General features: G+C 28.9%; 19 protein-coding genes. 6 read left to right on the top strand and 13 right to left on the bottom strand.

Annotated elements, in window-relative coordinates; translation table 11 throughout:
* Window positions 1–33: 33 nt before the first annotated feature.
* The 7 genes from ACREV6_RS11820 to ACREV6_RS11790 all read right to left on the bottom strand — a co-directional run bounded on the left by ACREV6_RS11820 (window position 34) and on the right by ACREV6_RS11790 (window position 9,166).
* Window positions 34–729 (bottom strand): acetyltransferase, encoded by a 696-nt coding sequence (locus tag ACREV6_RS11820; protein WP_431578210.1) that lies wholly within the window; start codon window positions 727–729, stop codon window positions 34–36.
* Window positions 730–759: 30 nt separating this feature from the next.
* Complete coding sequence (locus ACREV6_RS11815) at window positions 760–3,471, bottom strand: glycosyltransferase (RefSeq protein WP_431578209.1); 2,712 nt, start codon at window positions 3,469–3,471, stop codon at window positions 760–762.
* 167 nt (window positions 3,472–3,638) lie between these two features.
* Window positions 3,639–4,745, bottom strand: coding sequence for a glycosyltransferase (locus ACREV6_RS11810; RefSeq protein WP_431578208.1), 1,107 nt, complete (start codon window positions 4,743–4,745; stop codon window positions 3,639–3,641).
* Between the two features lie 21 nt (window positions 4,746–4,766).
* Entirely contained in the window at window positions 4,767–5,309 is a 543-nt protein-coding gene (gene rfbC / locus ACREV6_RS11805; RefSeq protein WP_431578207.1) for a dTDP-4-dehydrorhamnose 3,5-epimerase, read from the bottom strand.
* 215 nt (window positions 5,310–5,524) lie between these two features.
* Entirely contained in the window at window positions 5,525–6,580 is a 1,056-nt protein-coding gene (gene rfbB, locus ACREV6_RS11800; RefSeq protein WP_431578206.1) for a dTDP-glucose 4,6-dehydratase, read from the bottom strand.
* Window positions 6,581–6,605: 25 nt separating this feature from the next.
* Window positions 6,606–7,361: a sugar phosphate nucleotidyltransferase gene (locus ACREV6_RS11795; protein WP_431578205.1), complete on the bottom strand. Its 756-nt coding sequence runs from the start codon at window positions 7,359–7,361 to the stop codon at window positions 6,606–6,608.
* Window positions 7,362–7,573: 212 nt separating this feature from the next.
* A complete protein-coding gene (locus ACREV6_RS11790) occupies window positions 7,574–9,166 on the bottom strand; it encodes a hypothetical protein (RefSeq protein ID WP_431578204.1) in 1,593 nt (530 codons plus the stop codon).
* Window positions 9,167–9,339: 173 nt separating this feature from the next.
* Between ACREV6_RS11790 and ACREV6_RS11785 the strand changes: the two genes are divergently transcribed.
* On the top strand, window positions 9,340–10,128 hold the full coding sequence (locus ACREV6_RS11785) for a hypothetical protein (protein WP_431578203.1): 789 nt from the start codon (window positions 9,340–9,342) through the stop codon (window positions 10,126–10,128).
* A 56-nt stretch (window positions 10,129–10,184) separates the two neighbouring features.
* On the opposite strand, the gene ACREV6_RS11780 is transcribed toward ACREV6_RS11785, so the two are convergent.
* The gene (locus ACREV6_RS11780) at window positions 10,185–11,120 is read right to left on the bottom strand and encodes a glycosyltransferase family 2 protein (protein ID WP_431578202.1); all 936 of its coding nucleotides are present in this window, start codon (window positions 11,118–11,120) and stop codon (window positions 10,185–10,187) included.
* Between the two features lie 180 nt (window positions 11,121–11,300).
* On the opposite strand from ACREV6_RS11780, the gene ACREV6_RS11775 reads away from it, so the two are divergent.
* Entirely contained in the window at window positions 11,301–12,059 is a 759-nt protein-coding gene (locus ACREV6_RS11775; protein ID WP_431578201.1) for a glycosyltransferase family 2 protein, read from the top strand.
* Between the two features lie 86 nt (window positions 12,060–12,145).
* On the opposite strand, the gene ACREV6_RS11770 is transcribed toward ACREV6_RS11775, so the two are convergent.
* The 3 genes from ACREV6_RS11770 to ACREV6_RS11760 all read right to left on the bottom strand — a co-directional run bounded on the left by ACREV6_RS11770 (window position 12,146) and on the right by ACREV6_RS11760 (window position 14,519).
* A complete protein-coding gene (locus tag ACREV6_RS11770) occupies window positions 12,146–12,406 on the bottom strand; it encodes a putative Se/S carrier protein (RefSeq protein WP_431578200.1) in 261 nt (86 codons plus the stop codon).
* Between the two features lie 212 nt (window positions 12,407–12,618).
* Entirely contained in the window at window positions 12,619–13,764 is a 1,146-nt protein-coding gene (locus ACREV6_RS11765; RefSeq protein WP_431578199.1) for an aminotransferase class V-fold PLP-dependent enzyme, read from the bottom strand.
* Window positions 13,765–14,090: 326 nt separating this feature from the next.
* The gene (locus ACREV6_RS11760) at window positions 14,091–14,519 is read right to left on the bottom strand and encodes a DUF2935 domain-containing protein (protein WP_431578198.1); all 429 of its coding nucleotides are present in this window, start codon (window positions 14,517–14,519) and stop codon (window positions 14,091–14,093) included.
* Between the two features lie 212 nt (window positions 14,520–14,731).
* Here ACREV6_RS11760 and ACREV6_RS11755 point away from each other — a divergent pair, with 212 nt between their 5' ends.
* The 3 genes from ACREV6_RS11755 to ACREV6_RS11745 all read left to right on the top strand — a co-directional run bounded on the left by ACREV6_RS11755 (window position 14,732) and on the right by ACREV6_RS11745 (window position 16,094).
* A complete protein-coding gene (locus tag ACREV6_RS11755) occupies window positions 14,732–15,178 on the top strand; it encodes a YsnF/AvaK domain-containing protein (protein ID WP_431578197.1) in 447 nt (148 codons plus the stop codon).
* 69 nt (window positions 15,179–15,247) lie between these two features.
* The gene (locus ACREV6_RS11750) at window positions 15,248–15,628 is read left to right on the top strand and encodes a YsnF/AvaK domain-containing protein (protein ID WP_431578196.1); all 381 of its coding nucleotides are present in this window, start codon (window positions 15,248–15,250) and stop codon (window positions 15,626–15,628) included.
* A gap of 70 nt (window positions 15,629–15,698) precedes the next feature.
* On the top strand, window positions 15,699–16,094 hold the full coding sequence (locus ACREV6_RS11745) for a hypothetical protein (RefSeq protein ID WP_431578195.1): 396 nt from the start codon (window positions 15,699–15,701) through the stop codon (window positions 16,092–16,094).
* A gap of 263 nt (window positions 16,095–16,357) precedes the next feature.
* Here ACREV6_RS11745 and ACREV6_RS11740 read toward each other — a convergent pair whose 3' ends face one another.
* Window positions 16,358–16,771 carry a hypothetical protein gene (locus tag ACREV6_RS11740; RefSeq protein WP_431578194.1) on the bottom strand — a complete coding sequence of 138 codons (414 nt, stop codon included), beginning with the start codon at window positions 16,769–16,771 and terminating at the stop codon, window positions 16,358–16,360.
* 110 nt (window positions 16,772–16,881) lie between these two features.
* Complete coding sequence (locus ACREV6_RS11735) at window positions 16,882–19,881, bottom strand: DEAD/DEAH box helicase (protein ID WP_431578193.1); 3,000 nt, start codon at window positions 19,879–19,881, stop codon at window positions 16,882–16,884.
* A gap of 366 nt (window positions 19,882–20,247) precedes the next feature.
* Here ACREV6_RS11735 and ACREV6_RS11730 point away from each other — a divergent pair, with 366 nt between their 5' ends.
* Window positions 20,248–20,364 (top strand): 3D domain-containing protein, encoded by a 117-nt coding sequence (locus tag ACREV6_RS11730; protein ID WP_431578266.1) that lies wholly within the window; start codon window positions 20,248–20,250, stop codon window positions 20,362–20,364.

Raw genomic sequence — 20,364 nt, 5'->3', positions numbered from 1 at the left:
ATTACAAGAAGGAGTTACTTATAGTTTACAAAATTATTTACAGTTTTCTAATATACCCTTTTGCTCAGAGTGAAATTTAATTGGTTTTGCAGGTATTCCCACCGCTGTACAATAATCTGGTATATCTTTCGTTACAACTGAACCAGCACCAATAATAGAATTTGTTCCTATACTTTTTCCTTGAATAATATTAGTACCTGTTCCAACTTCAACCATAGAACTAATATATACATTACCCGATATATTTACACTTGGATTAATAGTACAATAATCAAGAATAATAGCATCATGGCCCACTGTACAATCAAGATTTATAATTACATGATTTCCAATTTTGATGTTAACAGTTACAATTGTTCCTGCACATATAATGGTACCTTCACCAATTTGTACCACATTACAAATATTGGCATTAGGATCTATAAGTGTAGCAAATCGTATATTTTTATTCTTACTAATTCTTTCAATCCAACTTCTTTTCCCGTTACTACTGCCAATAGCACAAACTGTATAAATGGGATACTCAATACCATCAAACCAGCTCTCATCTCCAAGAACAGGATAATTATTAATAATTTTTTCTTTTAACTCAGGAGTGTTGTCAACAAATCCCATTATATTCCATTGTTTTTTCACCTTATTAATATTTTCAATCAACCATGCAACTTCACGTCCAAATCCACCTGCTCCACATATAACGATGTTCTTCATTATTACACCAACTTTCATAATATAGAATTTTTATATTGGATCTTAATTTCATCTTAATGACTTTTCTATTTCATCTTTTAGCATCTTAATCCTTGGAGCAATTTGGTATTCATAACTAAACAAGTAAAGCAACTTTTCCTGACAATTATCACCTATGTCTTTTATCAACTGTGGACTTTTATAGTAATATTCTATAATTTCGCTTGCTTTTTTAGCATCATGAGGTATTATAACAATCTCTTTAGCATTTACTATTCTGTCCCCATTTAAATTTAATGGATCCGTGCAAAATATTGCTGTTTTTCTAAGTCCCGCCTCCACACAAGAACCTGTAGGAAATCCGTCAAAATTACCATGACTCATCTTTCCATCAATATTAGGTGAAATAATAATATCTTTGTCTGTAAAAAAAGAATCAAAATTATTTATATTGAGTGTTCCGTAAAATGTTATGTGATTTTTTATATCTGATATATCAATATCATTTTCATCAAATCCACCCACCACATGAAAATGGATATTTGCATACATACCGCAAAGAACTTTTGCTATATCAATAAATACATCATATCCTTTGTCTTCGCCTTTTTCTGTGTACTTCTGTGCAACAAAGCATATATCAAAATTTTCCTTTTCGAATCCATACCTTACTTTGTTATATGATTTTGCTTTATTATATTCAATAAGAGGCATAACTCCACCAAAAATAAATTCAATTTTTTCAAGTGAACAAAATTTATTATTTATTAAATAATCATTTGTAACCTGTTGGGTTACAATAACTTTTTTAAAATAAGGCGATTCCATAAGTATCTTAATCCTTTGATCAGATTCAGAATTATTTAATGCAAAACCTCCACCTGGATAAAGTGTAAAAATAAATGGGATATGATAATGCTCCATAATAGGCAATGCATTATATGCATTTGTTGGAAAAATAAAGTACATAAGCTTACACCCTATGGGCCTCCAGTAATCATACCTACACACTTTTCCTGAAAAATCAGGAAATCTACGCTTATATTTAATAATCACCTCATCCACATTTAAATGTAGAAATTGCTCAATTGTTTGACCCGTACATATTATTTTTGTATTCTCTATTTCTTCAAGATAACTTGTAAACTCTTGATAACGAAATCCACTCATATCGCATGGAAAAACATCATCTATTATTACAAGATCAAGATTTTCTGAAAAATTACCCTTATATTCTACAATGCAAGTATTACGTAGTTTTGTATACTCTATGTCATATATAAATTCCATATAGCTGTTATATTCATCCAGGTTCTTAATTATATCATTCATCTGTTGCATACCACTCAACCTAGTCCATATACCACCAGAATGTTTTCTATAGACGCTCATTAAATCAGGTATATAACCAATATCTCCGAATGTTGCACAAAATATATTAAACATCCAATCACCTATGAACACTTCAAACAGAGAGTCAGGTAAAAGATCAATTACACGCCCATCGTAAAATGCACAGCTTTCATTTCCAACAATATTTAATTTTAAAACATCATCAATATTTTGTACTCGTTTATTCAGACCACAATGAATTTCTGATTCTTCAAAAACTCCCGTATCTTGCCACAATACACAAGCCTGATTAAATGACATACAACATTCAGGATTATTCTTCAAAAAATCGATGTGACTCTTTACTCTATTGGGATTTATCCAATAATCATCTCCCTCACAGAATGAGACATAATCAAACCCTTTAGTCATATGCACAAGTGATTGAAATGTTTTTACTACACCTTTATTTAGATCATTTCTTACAATTTTAATATCAAAATCTTTTAGCTTATTTTCATATTGTTTAATGTAAGTACATATTTTTTCATATGTACTGTCTGTTGAACAATCATCAACTATAAAAACATTTTTATTGAATTTTCCTTTTTGAAAAAAAATTCCATCAAGGCATTCTTCAATATATTTTTCATGGTTATATGTTAAAATCCCAAGAGCTACATTAGGAATTTTAGTATCAATGATTCCCTCATCTATTTCTTTATTCATGTACAATAATTTCTTATATAAATAACTAATTTTTTTCTCCATTACTTTTGCTTTGTCTAGATTTGTCTGAGTTCTTTCTGCTTTAAGCAGTATTGCAAAAGTATCACATTCAAATATTGGTATTAGCTCCGCTTTATATTTTTGATACACAACATTAACACTGTCCCAATTAATAACATCAAATACAACAACACCAAAATCACTTACCATTGGAATATACTTTTCTGCATCCATAACAACATACTTTGTGTCACGGTTTCCATCTATATGAAGCATATTTATTACAGTTTTCTTTGACATCAGATCTTCCCATGCACTTTCTGACGTCTTATTAATAATTTCGCAATTTGAAGACAAACCCATAGCTTCTTTTTTTTCTAAAACATCTTTATATATCTTGTTAAAATTAAATTTATCAGTAAACTCATTTATAGCAACGCATTTTTCTTCTTCAACATCATATTGCCTTGTACACATATTATTGTATGGATCTATTCCAATAGCAACCCCTTCATTTTGCTTAATAATATATGCCAAAGGTAGCAAACATTTACCCTTGTAAACACCAATTTCAACAAATGTTTTCATATTTTGATATTTAATAAGATATGCCATAAGATATGTTTTATAAAAAGGGCTCCCTCCTCCAAAATCCGAATCTATCTGTGAATAAATATCATAGCAATCCCAGAAAAATTCCTTATCTACTTTAGGAATCATAATAAAATAAACCTCCTTCTTTCTCTTAACTTTATAACAAAGAAAAGTGTTCTCCCATTTATTATATGCAATCAGTTAAAAAGTGCACTTGCATAATTGTCAGTATGGAATAAGTTGGTACCATCTCCTTATAAACATATTAATCTAAAATATTAAATAGTTAAATTCTATAATTGGGTAAACTTAGTATTAAAATTATTTATTAATATTAGCCCATCACCTTTTAGATATTTTTTTATAAATATTAGAATATCGGAGGATTCATTTGAATCTAATTGTATACTTGAAAAAATCATATAATCAAAACATCTGTCTTCATAATCTAATTCACAATCATCAATGTTTCCAATAATAACCTTTGCAAAAGTTTTCGCTATTTCTCCAGCATTTTTATTTGGTTCTATCCCATATATATTAGCCTTTTTAAAAATATTTTTTATTTCTAGTAAATTTGCACCACAGCCACAACCAATTTCTAATAGGTTAAATTCTTCTAACCTGAGTCTATTTATTAGTTTAATTATTTCATAACTTATAGATTTACAATTTTCCCAACTAAATCCCCACTTTTTTTCAAACTTCTTTTGATTTTTTTCTAGAATATTAGAATACTCATATGGATTTTCACCAAAAGTAACGTTACCATAGTGATGTATAAAGGTATCCATGCAAAGCATTAATCTATATTTAGCTTTTCTTATTCTTAAAGAATAATCGTCATCCTCAAAATTTCCTGGAGTGAATTCTTCATCAAGTAGCCCAATTTTTTCTATCACTTCTCTTTTGATACACATACAAAACCCAATTAACTTTAACCTTTCCTCCCATTTATTTTCATCAGAGATATTATATTTTTCTGCAAAACATATCATTTCTTCCAGGGTATTGTATTCTACACTTATTTGCTGGTAATAAGGACACCTATTAGAAACTGCCCCAACTGCACCTATATCTTGAGAACTATATAAACAATTATTTAAATTTTCAAGCCAATTTGGAGTAACTACCACATCATTATTTAAAAGTAGAATATTATCCCCATCAGTAATATTTATTCCTTGATTACATCCTTTTGGAAAACCAACATTTTCTTCATTAAATATTGTTTTTATGTCTCGCTGATTATTTAGCCAATCACCGGTACCATCAGTAGAATGGTTATCTACTACAATAATTTCATAATTATTTTTATCCGTATATTCTCTTATGCTTTCTATACATTTTTTTGTATATTTAAGTTTATTGTAAGTTAAAATTACTATACTTGTAACCATATTATCTCTCCAACATAAATATTATTCTTCAAATTTACCCCACTGTTTATCCTTATCAGATAATATAACTTCATTAAGATCTTGTACTGGCCAATTAATATTTAATTTAGCGTCATTCCACATTATCCCATATTCATCTTTTGGCTTATAAAAATCTGTGCACTTGTACGCAAACTCAGCTTCCTCAGAAAGAACTAAAAATCCATGAGCAAAACCCTTCGGAATATAAAATTGTTTATTATTATTTTCACTTAAAATACAGCCATACCATTTTCCATAAGTTTCTGAATCTTTTCTTAAATCTACTGCCACATCAAAAACTTCACCTTTTATAATTCTAACTAGTTTACCTTGGGGATGTTTCTTTTGAAAATGCAATCCCCGTAGTACTCCTTTTTTAGACTTTGATTGATTGTCTTGAACAAAAATCATGTCAATACCAACTTCTTTAAATTCTTCATAGTTATAAGTTTCTAAAAAACAACCTCTACTATCACTAAAAACTATTGGTTCTATAACATATAATCCGCTTATAAATGTTTCACAGAACTTAAATTTAGCCATTATAATTCTTCCTTTCTGCTAATATTAGTTAAATAATAATCTTTGATGCTACAATACTCTCCAGTTCAAAAAATAATTTGTGTTTTATCTTTTTTATAACATGGGTCCCCTACTTATAGAAGTAAGGGACTTTGGTTTTGAAATATCATTGGTTTTTTTAAATTTACAGTTAAGATGTTTTTCAAAAAAATACTTTATTTATATTACCTCTTAATCTAAATGGATTCATACATTTTTTTATAATAATTTTGATATTCTCCAGAGGTAACATTATTAAGCCATATTACATTCTCTAGATACCACTTAATAGTTTTTTCAATTCCTGCTTCAAATGTCATTTCTGGTTTGAAGCTCAATTCATTCTCTATATTACTAGAATCTATTGCATATCTTCTATCGTGTCCTTTTCTATCTTCTACGTATTTTATAAGCTCTTCTGTTATAGTATTATCAACATTTTCGTTGAGAAATTTTATTATTATTTTTACTATATCAATGTTACTTTTCTCATTATGACCACCGATATTGTAAACTTTTCCTGTTTTTCCTTTTTTAATAACCATGTCAATAGCTCTATAGTGGTCTTCAACATATATCCAATCTCTTATATTTAACCCATCTCCATAAACAGGTATTGGTTTTTTATTTAAACAATTATTAATAATAAGCGGTATCAGCTTTTCTGGAAATTGATATGGCCCATAATTATTCGAACATCTAGTTATATTAATAGGCATTTTATAAGTATCATAATATGCCTTAACAATTAAATCTGCTGATGCTTTACTTGCAGAATAAGGACTATGAGGATCTAATGGAGTGTTCTCTGTAAAGTATCCTACATCTCCTAAAGAGCCGTACACTTCATCCGTAGATACTTGTAAAAACTTCTTGCCTTTTTTGAAGCCTTCTTTAGTTTTCCATGCATCCTTAGCTGTATTTAATAAATTAGTAGTACCTATTATATTTGTTTTTATAAAAATTTCAGGACCCCCAATACTTCTATCCACATGTGATTCAGCCGCAAAATTAACAACATAATCAATGTCATTTTCTTCAAATATTTTATTAACTGTTTCTTTATCACATATATCAGCATTTACAAATTTATAATTAGGGTTATTCTCTACTTCTTTAACATTTTCAAGGTTTCCAGCATAAGTTAACTTATCAAGATTAATGATTTTTTTATCATTGTATTTTTTCAGCATATATATTATAAAATTAGAACCTATAAATCCCGCCCCACCGGTTACAAGATACGTTTTCATTCTTTTCTCCCCCAATTTGTTCTTTTCATAAATTCTCTACCTTAAAATCTCTACTCAATATATAATCTAAATCTATATCTTTAGCTAATATATTAGCATTCATTAATGAACTAAAGGTTCCAGCATCTGTCCACCAACCCTTCATAATATCGTAGGTAAGAGAACCGTCTTTTAAATACCAATTGTTAACATCAGTAATTTCAAGTTCCCCTCTAGAAGAAGGTTTTAATTCTTTAATAACCTGAAACACTCTATTATCATACATATATATCCCTGTAACACAGCAATCCCCTTTAGGATTCTTAGGTTTTTCCTCTATTGAAATTATTCTACCGTTTTCAATTTCTGCTATTCCATATCTCTCAGGATCTGGTACTTTTTTTAACAATAGCTCTGCGCCTTGCCCTCTTTTTTTAAAGTTTTTTACATATTCGCAAATGTCATCTTCAAATATATTGTCTCCAAGTAATACAGTGCAACTATCTTTTCCTACAAACTCCTCACATAATCCTAGTGCTTCTGCTATCCCTCCAGGTTGATCTTGTATTCTAAAGGTATATTTAACTCCATATTCATATCCACTACCTAATAAATTTACTATAGCACCCATATGCTCTTTTCCTGAAATAATCATAATATCAGTAATATCTGCTTGTTTCATTTTAGCAATTAAATAATATATCATTGGATATTTTCCTACAGGAAGTAAATGTTTATTAGTTGCTTTTATTAAAGGATACAGTCTTGATCCCGTTCCTCCTGCTAGAATTATACCTTTCATAAATATCACGCCTCTTTAAAAAATTTTGTAATTAAATCTAGAACTATATATATTAAATATCCGTTTATACATAGTTTTAAAGTTCAGTATATTATATTACTCTACTACCTGCTTTTGTTACATAAATAAAAAAATTACTACATTAATTTAATGCAGTAATCTTTAATAAGTATTTAAACTTATTCATATATCATAATATTGTATTTAGATTTCTATCTATTACTAAATATTCTTTTAAAAAAAGATTCATTGATCTTAGAGTTAGATATCATTAATTTTGAGTTTAAATCTTCTAATTGATCTCTTAAAATCTCAACTTCTTCAATAAATAATAAAATTCTACTTTCATCTTCCATATTAACCCTATCTTGCTGGGAGCTTTTCTCTTGCAATTTTGTAATTTGTTTATCTTTTTCATCAAACTGCTCTTTTAAAATTAATATTTCTTTTCCTTGCTCCATACTAGCATTTTCTAACTCATTGATTTTATTTTCCTTACTTATTAAACTCTCTTGAAGGTAATCTATATTTTCACTTAATAACTTCTTATCCTCTTGAAATTTTACACACTGTGTATTTATATCTTTTAATTTATTTTCATATATTTGAACTCTAATAACATATTCTTGTATACTATTATTGAATAGAGTAATTAACTCATCTTTCTGTCTCAATTGTTTTTCGTATATAAGCATTTTATTATAAGCAACATTTAAATAAGATTTAGCCTCTAATAAGCACTGGTCACATTCTTTATAATTTTCATCTTTATTATTCATACCATTATCTAAAATATTATATTCATTTGGAATTATTAAAACTTCAACCTCATCATCATCCATTACATACATTTCATTAATAATTAAATTCCTTATACTTCTAGTTAAGTTAGACTTATATATTGATTTTATAACATCCAATGAAGCTAATAATTCGATAGAGGAAGGCGAACTAAAGGTTTTCCCCTTATCCTTTGTGAAACAGTTATAAATTTCATTATTATTTATCCATGAACAATATAAATGACCTTCTATGGCAAAAAAAGAACAGGATTTTATATCCGAGCCCTCAAATAATCTGTTATATCTTTCTTTAATAGTCTCACTCTGTGAATAAATTAAGATGTTTTTAACCTTTTCCTTTTTTATATATAGTGAATGTATAGTATTGTTAATTGACAATAGTGAATAATCTATAAATGGATTATCACTTTCATCTATTATATGAAAATCTGACCAGTTACCTAATTCAGTATTTAAAATCTTATATCCAAGTTTATAATTTTTTTGTAATTTTTCATACATAATTAGTAGCTTGTTGTTATCATCTGCAACAATGGTGAAAGAATGATTGTATCTATCACTGCTTTTATCTATTATTTTAGGTGATGCTAGATTAAAATTTTCATCTACTACTTGATTAAATAATGTTCTAATTTTAGTTTTTTTATTTAGTACATTATAAAATAAATAAATTTGATTTTTATTCAATATAGCCTTAAAAGAGATGTCATATATTTCAGTACTCTTTTTTAGAATAACTATATCCTCACTCCATTTATTCCCCTTTAAAATGCGCAACATTATGTTTCCCTTTAAATCTTCATATAAGAAATATATATCATCATTAGGAAGCAATAACACAGAAAAGTTCCCGCTACTTTCTTTTTCTAGCTCATTATAATTAGATTCTTTATCTTCTTTTAATATTCTATATAAAATTCCCTTGTTTTTATCATATGTAAAATTCCATGTAGTATAGTCTGATTGCTTTAAAACATAAAAAGTTTTTTCAGGCAAAAACATTACTTTACCCCTTCTTTTAAATTATTCTTTATATAAAATATGCTAACCATATTGCTAATTATAACTTTAATATTTTTTCAGAAATTAGCACACATTCTATGCTAATTCATATTATGGTAGTGTAGATATAAAGCTAGAAATATTTATATTTGTTTAAAGGGGAGGTAAGTATTGTGAAAGAATGTACTACAAAAAAAGAAATTAAGGACATAATGCTAGAAATGGAAAGTCTATCTGAAAAGCAGATAGCAACTACATTAACTGAAGAGACTCTTAAAGAGCTTATGGCATCAAATGGATTTAGTGCTACTAAGGCTGGTTTTAGAGCTATTCCTACATGTACTCCTGACTGTTCAGACTGTGTAAAGACAATAGATTTTTGTTGTAAAACATCCATTCCAAAAGGTTTTTCTGTAACTATCAACAATAGCCTTACAACTATACAATATAATAGTGGCTTATTCTGCTTTACAGATCCTTGTCCTTGTAATGTTGTCTGCTCACCTGGAGCAGGCTGCCCTGATTTTTGCATAGCATTATATCCTAAAAGGGTAGTTGGCTGTATTCAATATAGAGCCTTTACAGGTAACGCTGTAGGTGAAGCATGTTTTAGCAATGGTACTGGTTGCACTAATCCTTTAAATGGAGCTATATGTTGCGAAGGATCACTAAGTATAAATAATATTGTAAGTTATCAACAATGTCCACCAACATTAAGCGAAGCACAACCTAAACCTATAGCCACTAATACTCTTACTGTTACTGTTACTGCTTCTCAAGAGCAATGTGAAGATTGTTCTACAGTAACTGGCAATACTTGTGATAATACTGTTGTAAAATTCATTGGTTCCTTTGGTCTACCTGACGTATGTCCTACACCTTCTTGCCCTAACACACCATGTACACCACCAGTTTGCCCAACAATATGTCCACCATGTCCTACATGTAAACCATGCTGCTAGTTAAATTTAAGGATATCCTCACAAATGTGAGGATATCCTTCTTTAAGTAGGTAATATTAAAATAAAATATTAAATTTTTCAAAGAAATACTTATCATCATATACACGTTCTATTGCATATTTATTTCTCTGCCTTACAATTAAACCTGAATTTCTATCTATCTCACCTGCCGCAGTAGAAAAATAATAATCTCTTCTAGCCATATCCATAACCTTCTTAAGTCTTTCCATTTCAAAATGTGAACAAGCAAGACATATAGTATTATAGGTAACATTTGCAAGGGTTACTTTATATGGATGACTTTTTCTAAAAAGATGTTGTACTATAACATCAGGATTAATAACCATTCTATATCCATAAAGCCATGCTTTAAGGCATATCTCTTCATCCTCTCTACCCCATACCTGAAAAAGATGATCAAATCCGCCTATTTTATCAAATGCCTCTCTGGTTATTCCAAGAGCTGCACCACCCGCTAGTGGAATCTCGTCCCCCTCCTTTGGTTTTTTTGAAAACCAGGTAATTTTAAATTCATCATTCCACGTCTGGCCATAACCTGCTAATGATATATCTGTAATATCTGCAATACACGGCGCCACGAGTGATGCCTTAGCCTTTTCTAAAGTGTTAATTAAATTATCTGCCCACATATCAGGTACTTTTACATGGGCATCAAAGAAAAATAAGTATTTTCCCTTAGCAACTTTGGCCCCCATATTTCTTGCTGCTGCTGCTCCTATATTATTAGTCTTAATTAAAATAATATCTTTGTATTTGTCCTCACTTATATAAGATTTTAAAAACTCTGTGCTTCCATCTGTTGAAGCATCATCTACTACTACAATTTCACACTTAAGATGATTTTTAGACTCCAGTAATGAATCTATTGTCCATTTTATATTGCTAACCTCATTTTTACAGGGAATAATTATTGAAATATCTACGTTGTTTGCATCTTCAATTTCATATAATTCATTAATACACTCTATCAAAACTCATACCCCTCTAATAATTGATACACTTAATATTTATTATATTTATGTATATAGAATAATGTACTTACTTTTTATTTTTATAATTGGATACACAAATAATTAACAATAATTATATATAGGAATAATGTATACTATGCCATTTAATTTCTACTTTAAATCTAACTATGGAGGTAATTTATGATTGAAGAATTCAACAGAGAGAAGATATTAATTGTGAAGTTTAGAGAAAAATTAAAACAAGATTTTAAACCTGGAGTATCTATAATTGCTTGTACTAATAAACCTAATTATATTGAAAATATTTTTATAAACTATGAAAGATCTAATTATCCTATAAAAGAGTTACTATTAATTATAAATAATAATAAAATTAGTTTAAATGAATGTAAGCTTAAATTTGCGAATTTTAAAGATATTAAAATATTTCAATTAGATGAAACTTGTACACTTGGTGAATGTTTAAATTTTGGAGTTGAAAATTCAAAATATGATTACATTTCTAAAATGGATGACGATGATTATTATGGTTCCAACTATTTAGAGGATACTATGAATGTATTTAAATATACTGATGCCCAAATAACAGGCAAGTTAACTTACTTTGTATATTTTGAGGATAAGAATACTTTAGGTACTATGTGCAGTAATTGGGAGTACAGATATGTTTTCGCAGTGGCTGGTGGCACTATTGCAGCTAAGAAGGAAGTTTTTGATAGTGTTAAATTTCAAAATATAACTTTTGGAGAAGACAAACTATTCCTTGAAGATTGTCATGAATCCGGATTCAAAATTTTTTCTTCTGATAAATACAATTATGTTCTAATGAGGCATAAAAATTTAGAGGAACATACTTGGAAAATACACTCTGAAGATTTTATTAAACACGTTAAAATAGTTTCAGTTATACCCGATTTTACATCTATCATATCAGTATAAGAAAAAGCAAGATATTAATAATATTAGAACTTAAAATTAAAACAAACTTAAAGGGCATGTTTCTAAGCCCTTTAAGTTTATAAAATCTACGAAATTAGTACATAACTAGTTCCGTTGCTCTCATTTACTATTTTGTAGATTCCTTTAATAATTAATTTATTATTCTTTATTTCCTGTACTACAATATTTGTATCACTTTCGTCAAATCTAATAGCTTTAGTACATCCTCTTGCAATATTACTGGGGGCTGATATTAAATCAATTTCACAACCTTTACGGAGCAGATTTTTATATAATAATGTTGAATGATTATTAGAAACTAAAACTACAAGATATTTAAATTTCATTAGCTTCAACTCCTATTTACTACAAATAAGAAAAGTATTTCACTTGAAATTTCAATAAATATTTAAATTGCATATTTATTGAATACCTCTTCCTAATATCATAATATTCACATGTTGATGAAAGGTTTTTATATTTCAAAAAATAACCTCTATGAAATACAAAAGTATCATTTAAATTTTCTCATTTATGGATATACATAAAAAAGCCTCTTTTAAAGAGACCTTTTTTCATGTATATATTTTAAAGCGTTAATAAGTTTTTCAATATCTTCTAAATTATTAAAATACCCTGGACTTATTCTAACTGTGCCTCTGCTATTCGTACCAATTATTTCATGTATTAAAGGTGCACAGTGAAACCCTGTTCTTACTGCTATTCCTTTCTTATTTAATAGCTCTCCTACTTCAGAGCTATCTAGATTGTCGAGATTCAACGATACTACTGCTCCTCTATTTTTATAATCAGTCCCTCCATAAATTTTAACATAAGATAATTCACTTAATTCTTTTACTAAATATTCTACGAGCATTATTTCATGTTTTCTTATATTTTCTATTCCTACTTTTCTAATAAACCTTATACCCGCGCATAGTCCTGCTATTCCTGGTGTATTTAAGGTTCCACTTTCAAATCTATCAGGTAAAAAGTCAGGTTGTTTCATAGAAAAAGATTCACTTCCAGTTCCCCCTTGTTTAAACGAATCCACTTCTAATCCTTCTCTTATATATAAACCTCCTGTTCCCTGGGGACCATATAATCCTTTATGACCTGGAAAAGCTAATAAATCAATATTGTCCCGGGCTACATCTATAGATATAACTCCCGCACTCTGCGATGCGTCAACCATGAAAATTATTCCTGATTTTTTGACAAGTTCACCTATAGCTCTTATGTCTTGAACCGTTCCTAGTACATTGGAAGTATGGTTTACTATTATTGCTTTGGTATTTCTACGGATCTCCTTTTTAAGATTATTAATATCCAAATATCCATTTTGATCTACAGGAAGAAGCGTAAATGCTATTCCTTTCTCACTTAGATAATTTAATGGTCTTAGAACTGAATTATGCTCAATTACTGTGCTAATAACATGATCTCCTGGTTTTAATATTCCTTTTATCCCTATGTTCAGTGCCTCGGTAGCATTACTTGTAAAAACAATATTAAACATATTAGGAATGTTGAAAAGTTCACTAAGCTCTTGTCTTGTATCCATAATTTTAGCTGAAGCCTCAATTGCCATATCATGAGAACTTCTGCCAGGATTTGCAGCATAATTCTCCATGCAATTTAATACTTGGGAATAAACTTCCGTTGGCTTTGGAAAACTAGTGGCAGCATTATCAAGATATATCATAAAATCCTCCTATTTTGCATATAGCCTTTTATTATTATATAATATGCTATATATAAAAAATAGTGCCCCCCACGTGGCAAGTGAGAAATGTTAATTACATTCTTTTATTATATCTTTTAACTGTTCTACGATATAGTTTTTACACTATATACTTTAAAAATTTTCTATTAAAATTTACAATTTATTATTAAATCAAGATTCAATCATAATATATTTGATGGAGTTTTACATTGTACATAATAAAGCCAAAAAGAAGCTTCCATCTAAGGCTGCTTCTCCGACATTAAAAACAAAATATGAAAAGTAAATATATTTAATAAAAAGCTTTAGCTTAATTGTTGTCTTAAATCATTAAACAATTCAAGCATAAAAGCTTGTTCATTGATAATATGCTTAACCAATTCTATCCACACCTTATTTTCTGTTCCAAACATCAACAATTGCTGATAAAAGTTTATAGCATGAGTATCATGAATTATAAATTCATCAATCAAGTTTTTTATTCCTGCATTATGCTGTGCGTATAGATTAGGGTTGACATTTACAGCTTTTTTTAAGTTTATTACTTTATTATATAATCCCATAAACATTTTATGAATCTCATCAAGCTTATCCTCTGTAACTTTTGGTAGTTTAATGTTAGAAAGTGTAGCTACAGTCTTAAGAAAACTTGGATGATCACTTGATATATGAGTCCATAATTGAAGTTCGTTGAAAATACAAGAAAATTGATTAATATAAGTATAACAATACATAGTTTACCTCCCAATAAATTATCCACACAATATAGTATATGGAATTTAAACAAAAGGGTGACTTAAAGTCATTAATTAGCACTAAGTATTAATTCATATGAATTCCTTTAGGGACCTATTGTTTTATCTTCCATTTTTTTAACAGGATAATATATTTCTATAAAGGGAAATATATTAATGAAAAATATATTATCTTACGGAGGTGTGTATATATGAAATTACATGAGGGATTTGTTAATGGTGATGATAGTAAAAAAGATACTAGTGCTGATGTTGCAAATATTCGTCTTCGGAAAGAAGAGCTAGATATTGCTAAAAGTAGCGTTCATAAAGGTGACGTAGAATTTGGCAAGGAAATTATTGAAGAACAAAAGTCAATTGATGTCCCTGTAATGCGCGAAGAAGTAGTAATTGAAAGAAAAAGCTTAAACAATGAAGCAAGTGATTCACCAATCACTCAAGAACAAACCATTAAAATTCCTGTTAGTGAAGAAAAAGTTGCTGTAGATAAACATACAGTAGTAACATCGGAAATTTCAGCCCATAAACGTTCTATAGAAGGTACTGAGCATATAGATGAAACCCTTAAGCGAGAAGAAGCTCGAGTAAATAAAATTGGCAATGCTGATATAGTTGATATTGAAGGCCATCACGAATAAATAATGTAAGAAGCACCTCCGAATGGTCATGATTCGTGAGGTGTTTTTTTAACAATGGAGGAGGAATGTATGGTAACATTTAACATTAAAAAGGAAGAGCTTGAGATAGCAAAAGAATGGATGCAAACTGGAAAAGTAAATATTTATAGGGAGACTATCACGGAAGAAAAAACCTTTACTGTACCAATTAAACGCGAAGAGCTTGTAATAAAGAAAAAAATACTTGCTGATTCAGTTACCCTAAAACAAAAGGACATGTCAACGGAAGTTATCCGTATACTCCTTAATGAAGAACATGTAGAATTCAATAAACACAAAGTTAATTTAGAGGATGTATCCATTTATAAACAACAGATACAAGATATAAAACACATTGAAGAGACATTGAAAACGGAGTATCCTGTAGTAAAAGTATCCGAATCCCTAGAGTATAACCCCATTTCAAATTAACTTGTTATTTGTAACACCTCTTTATTAAATGCATATTATACAAGTGTAGTAAAGTTAATGGAGGTTTGCAATGTTATACCGAACAATCTTAGACAATGAAAATATGGATATACAAGACCCTCAGTATATCCATAATGTAAATCAATCTAATCCTAAGGAACAACCCCAAATGGGACCACAATATATGCCTTCAATGGACTATCAAATGATGGATGAGATGTATAATTCTCCACCAACATATGGCTCACAAATGTCACAGCAGCAATATCAACCAACAGAAGACGCTTTACACTATATGGAAAGAAAATCATATGACAATGATTCATATCAACATGGTTATAAACATGGTCATCAACAAGGTTATCACCAAGGTTATTATCAAGGATATAATCACCACAAAAATAATTATCCTTTTAATGATTTGTATCCATTTTTATTTTTACCTTTCTTTTTGGGTAGAGAATAAAATACTAATTAAAAAAGAGTATCACTAAGGAGGCCACTGAAAAAGTAAATTTTAATAACAACAATAAGACCTAAAATGGATTTTCCATATAGGTCTTATTATTGTTATAATAATTAATAAAAAAGTGGTTTTCAAAAATGGTTTTGTGTATTGTTATGAATAGTATTTTCTTTAGCATAAAATACACCCTTACAAGTGCCTTTTACCAAATAAAAGTATTGGTTACTTGTAAAATCTAGTTATTTCAAAGCCAGTCTGTAATTTTACTCCACTTGCGTTATAAGTTTCTTCATAACATCCCTTAATTTAACTTCATAAAGATCCTCAGGAGCTATAATTATAATTAATTTTATGGCATTGTCTGATTTATCCCATTTATAAGATTTAATATCCATAATAGCGCCCTCTGGAACATATTCTTCAATGTCCATTGCTATTTCTTCTGCCAGTGACAGGTATTCCTCAAATAATTCATCTTCTGTCAATTCATTTAAATCAACTTCTTCTTCCATTAAGTCATTTAGTGTATCTATCCCTACACTTAAATTAAAAGCTAATGTATCCTCTCTTTTGGTACCTTTGCTCATGTCCTTAACTACTTTAAATTCTGTATTCTTTTCAATTATATTTTTTATATCCTCACTAGCTACTATTTTATTATTAAATTCTACGTACATTTTTTATTCCTCCTTTGAATCTTTGGTGCCACCAAGGTACAAGTGGCATCTTATTATATTATACTATGTTATTTCTAGAAATCAATTTACTTATAGTTTACAGTACTACATTAAAATCTGAAAAGATCCACTAATTCTTCCTTTGTAAGCTTCCCTAGAACATTACTACTAGTAAGTTCTCCTGTAATTACGCTGTCTATTAAATCTTTTTTGTTTTCTTGAAGTAAAATGATTTTTTCTTCTATGGTTCCCTTAGCAACTAATTTAATTACTTCTACCACATTTCTTTGACCAATTCTATGAGCTCTATCTGTTGCTTGATCCTCTACTGCTGGATTCCACCAAGGGTCAAAATGAATAACTAGATTTGCGGAGGCTAGGTTTAGGCCTGTTCCTCCTGCTTTTAGTGAGATTAAAAATACTAATGTGTCGCTACTGTTATTAAATTCATCTACCAATTTAATTCTATCCTTAGGTTTTGTTTTTCCATCTAAATAAAGATATGGGATTCCTTTTCTCTTTAAATCCTCTCCTATATTTTTAAGTGCAGAGGTGAATTGTGAAAATAATAGAACTTTCCCCTTTGAATCAATATGTTTTTCAATAAGTTCAGTTGCAACTTTTAATTTTCCACTTCCACCTTTGTATTCATCTATTACAAGTGATGGGTCTAAGCAAATTTGTCTTAGCCTAGTTAAATAAGAAAAAACCTCTATCCTGCCCTCACTGTTATTTTTCATTTTTTCCCTGACGGCTTTAATGTAAGATTTATATACAGCCTTTTGAGCTGTTGCCATCTCAACTATAAATTTCTTTTCTATTTTATCTGGCAATTCTTTCATTACTTCACTTTTAGTTCTTCTTAAGAGAAAAGGCTTAATTAATAATTTAAGTTCTTCTAAATCCCCTTGTCGTCCTAGGACAAATTTCGATTCGAAAATTTCTTTGGAATATAAATAATCTGGCATTATAAAATCAAAGATAGACCAAAGCTCTGTTAAATTATTTTCCATGGGAGTGCCTGTTAACGCAAATCTAACCTTAGCTTTAACTTCTTTAATAATTCTTGTGTTTTGAGCTAGATAATTTTTTATATTTTGAGCTTCATCTATAATACAAGCATCAAAAATAATATCTTCATATTGCTCTATGTCCATTCTTAAGGTTCCATAGGTTGTTAATATTACATCATAATCTAGTAAATTATGAATTAATTTATGTCTTTCACTTTTTTCTCCATGTACAATACCAACCTTTAAACTAGGCGCAAATTTTTCTAGTTCTGCCTTCCAATTATAAACAAGAGATGTGGGACTAATTATAATAGATTTCTTGTTTTCCTGGGATAAAAGGAAAGCTATAGTTTGAATAGTTTTACCAAGGCCCATTTCATCCGCGAGTATCCCTCCAAAGCCTAAGGTACTTAAGCTTTTAAGCCATTTAAATCCCTCAATTTGGTATTCTCTAAGTGTAGCTTTTAAATTCTCTGGTACCTTTATATCCAGGTTGTTTATATTGGCGTAGGTATTTTCTATATTTTTCAACACCTCAATACCTTTAATGAATTTAAGATTTTTACTTATTATCTTTTTATTTAAATATAATGCCTTATTTTTTTCTATTTCTATTAAACCATCTTCTATGCTTTCTTTTGAATTTAAGGCTATTACTAAATCAAAAAAATTCTTAACTCCCGCATCTTCAAAGTCTAGAAAATTATTATTCACAGTTTTGTAAAATCTATTTTTTTGCTTAAAGGATGCAATTACACTATTTAATTCCCTATTTTCAATGTCATGAATAGCATAAGAAAAATCATAATGGCCTTCCGTTTCTTGAATTTCTGCTTTAATAAATCTTGAATCCAATATTCTCCTTTGTTTAAACCCTTTTCCCAAGGTAACATTTCCTAGGCAATGTAGATTGTTTTCACTTTTACTTAAGATATCAAATAATTCTTCATCTCCACCTATAAAAAGTAGTCTGTCATTTCTTTTTATAAATCTATATTTCTCTAGTTCCATAAGGATTTTTCCTTCTTTTTTATAGTCACGCAAAATTTCATTCACAGGATTATTTTCCTTTAGTATGTTAATTTTCTCATTACCATAAATCACATTTATATCGCAATAAATGCTATTTCCTATTTGATATATTTGGAATTCGGGTTTTATGAACTTTGCTGCAAAGTTTTTTACCTCTTCACTAATATTAATATCACTTGATATACTACCTAAGAATACGGTAAGTTTATTATAGTTTTCTATGTCTTTTCGGTATATAATTTCACCATTCCTTTTTAATTTATCGCATAGAATCATATACTTTGCAATTTGATTTCTTGATGGTAGATAAAGCTTCCAATTAAATAAATATACATTGTTTTTATCATTTAAAGACACTGGAAACTGCTTATGGGTTGTTAAAATAAAATATTCTTTTCTAATTTTCAATGTGAATGTTAACGGTAAATCACTATTTAAGATTGGAGCTTCAAACTCAAAACTATCATAGTTGAACTTAATTTTTTTAAGATTAACCCCTTCTAAAAAAGTTCTTAAGTCCTCAGGTTCAATAACTGTTTTTTCCTTACCTATCTCATATTGCACTTCATAATAAGTAGGATCTTTTGAAACCCTGCGAACTAATTTTATACTGCTATTTGTTCTATTAGTACTAATAGTGCCTTGATTATTAGGATTAATTTCTTTATACTTTTCTTTCTTTTGATTTTCTTGTGGTTTCTCATTTTTCTCAGTTTGCTTACTTTCCTCAGAATTGTTTTTTTTAGCTCTGTTAAAAAAGCTATAGGCTGTAGCCGTTAAATGGCTACACATAAATAAATAACCTGTAGTGGAACTTTCTTTAAAATCTTCACAGGTGCATTTTACGCCATCTAATTTTTTCTTTAATATGTCTATTTTTATATGAGTATTTAATTCGCTGTTCTTATTAAAATTTTTGACACATCCATAGATATGATATATATTATCAATTTTTTTCCCTTTGATTCTAGTAACGAGTCCACTATTAAAAGCCTTTTCGCCCTCTCTTCTCATTAAAATAGAAGATGATTTAAATACTATATTCTCTAATTCTGTTAACTTCAAAAAATCACCTCCATGTTAATGTTAGGTAGCTTAAAAAAAACTACTACTCCTTCAAATTCCTAAGTATTTAAACCTATTTATAAGATTATTCTTTTGCAATTATTAATCTAGCAAGTGAAAATAATATAATTCCTAAAATAATTGAACCATATGAACTGAACTTTTACAAGTTATAACAAGTATCTATTCCCTCTTAACTAAAGAATAGTTAACAACGATGTTATAACTATTGTGCATGCTATAAATCTTAAAGTCTTTGTAGACAATAAAAAACGAGTTATCTAAAGGCTTGAATGTTATCATAACTAGGGTTAAAACAGAAACAGTACAAGAAAAAAAGCCTATTGATTTGGTTACAGCTATGCTATTGCAGCTGATAAAGGGTCTGGGGTTAAAGGAAAGTTTATAGACGTATTTTTCAATACACGTGAAGAGGCCTGTAATTGGGGTGTTAAATTTTTAAAAGTAAAGATATTAGATTAA

Origin of the sequence: Clostridium sp. (assembly GCF_050717515.1) — a bacterium.
GTDB lineage: Bacteria > Bacillota > Clostridia > Clostridiales > Clostridiaceae > Clostridium_AD.
Note: the sequence above shows the minus strand (reverse complement) of the source record. Positions and strands in the feature narration are given on the sequence as shown.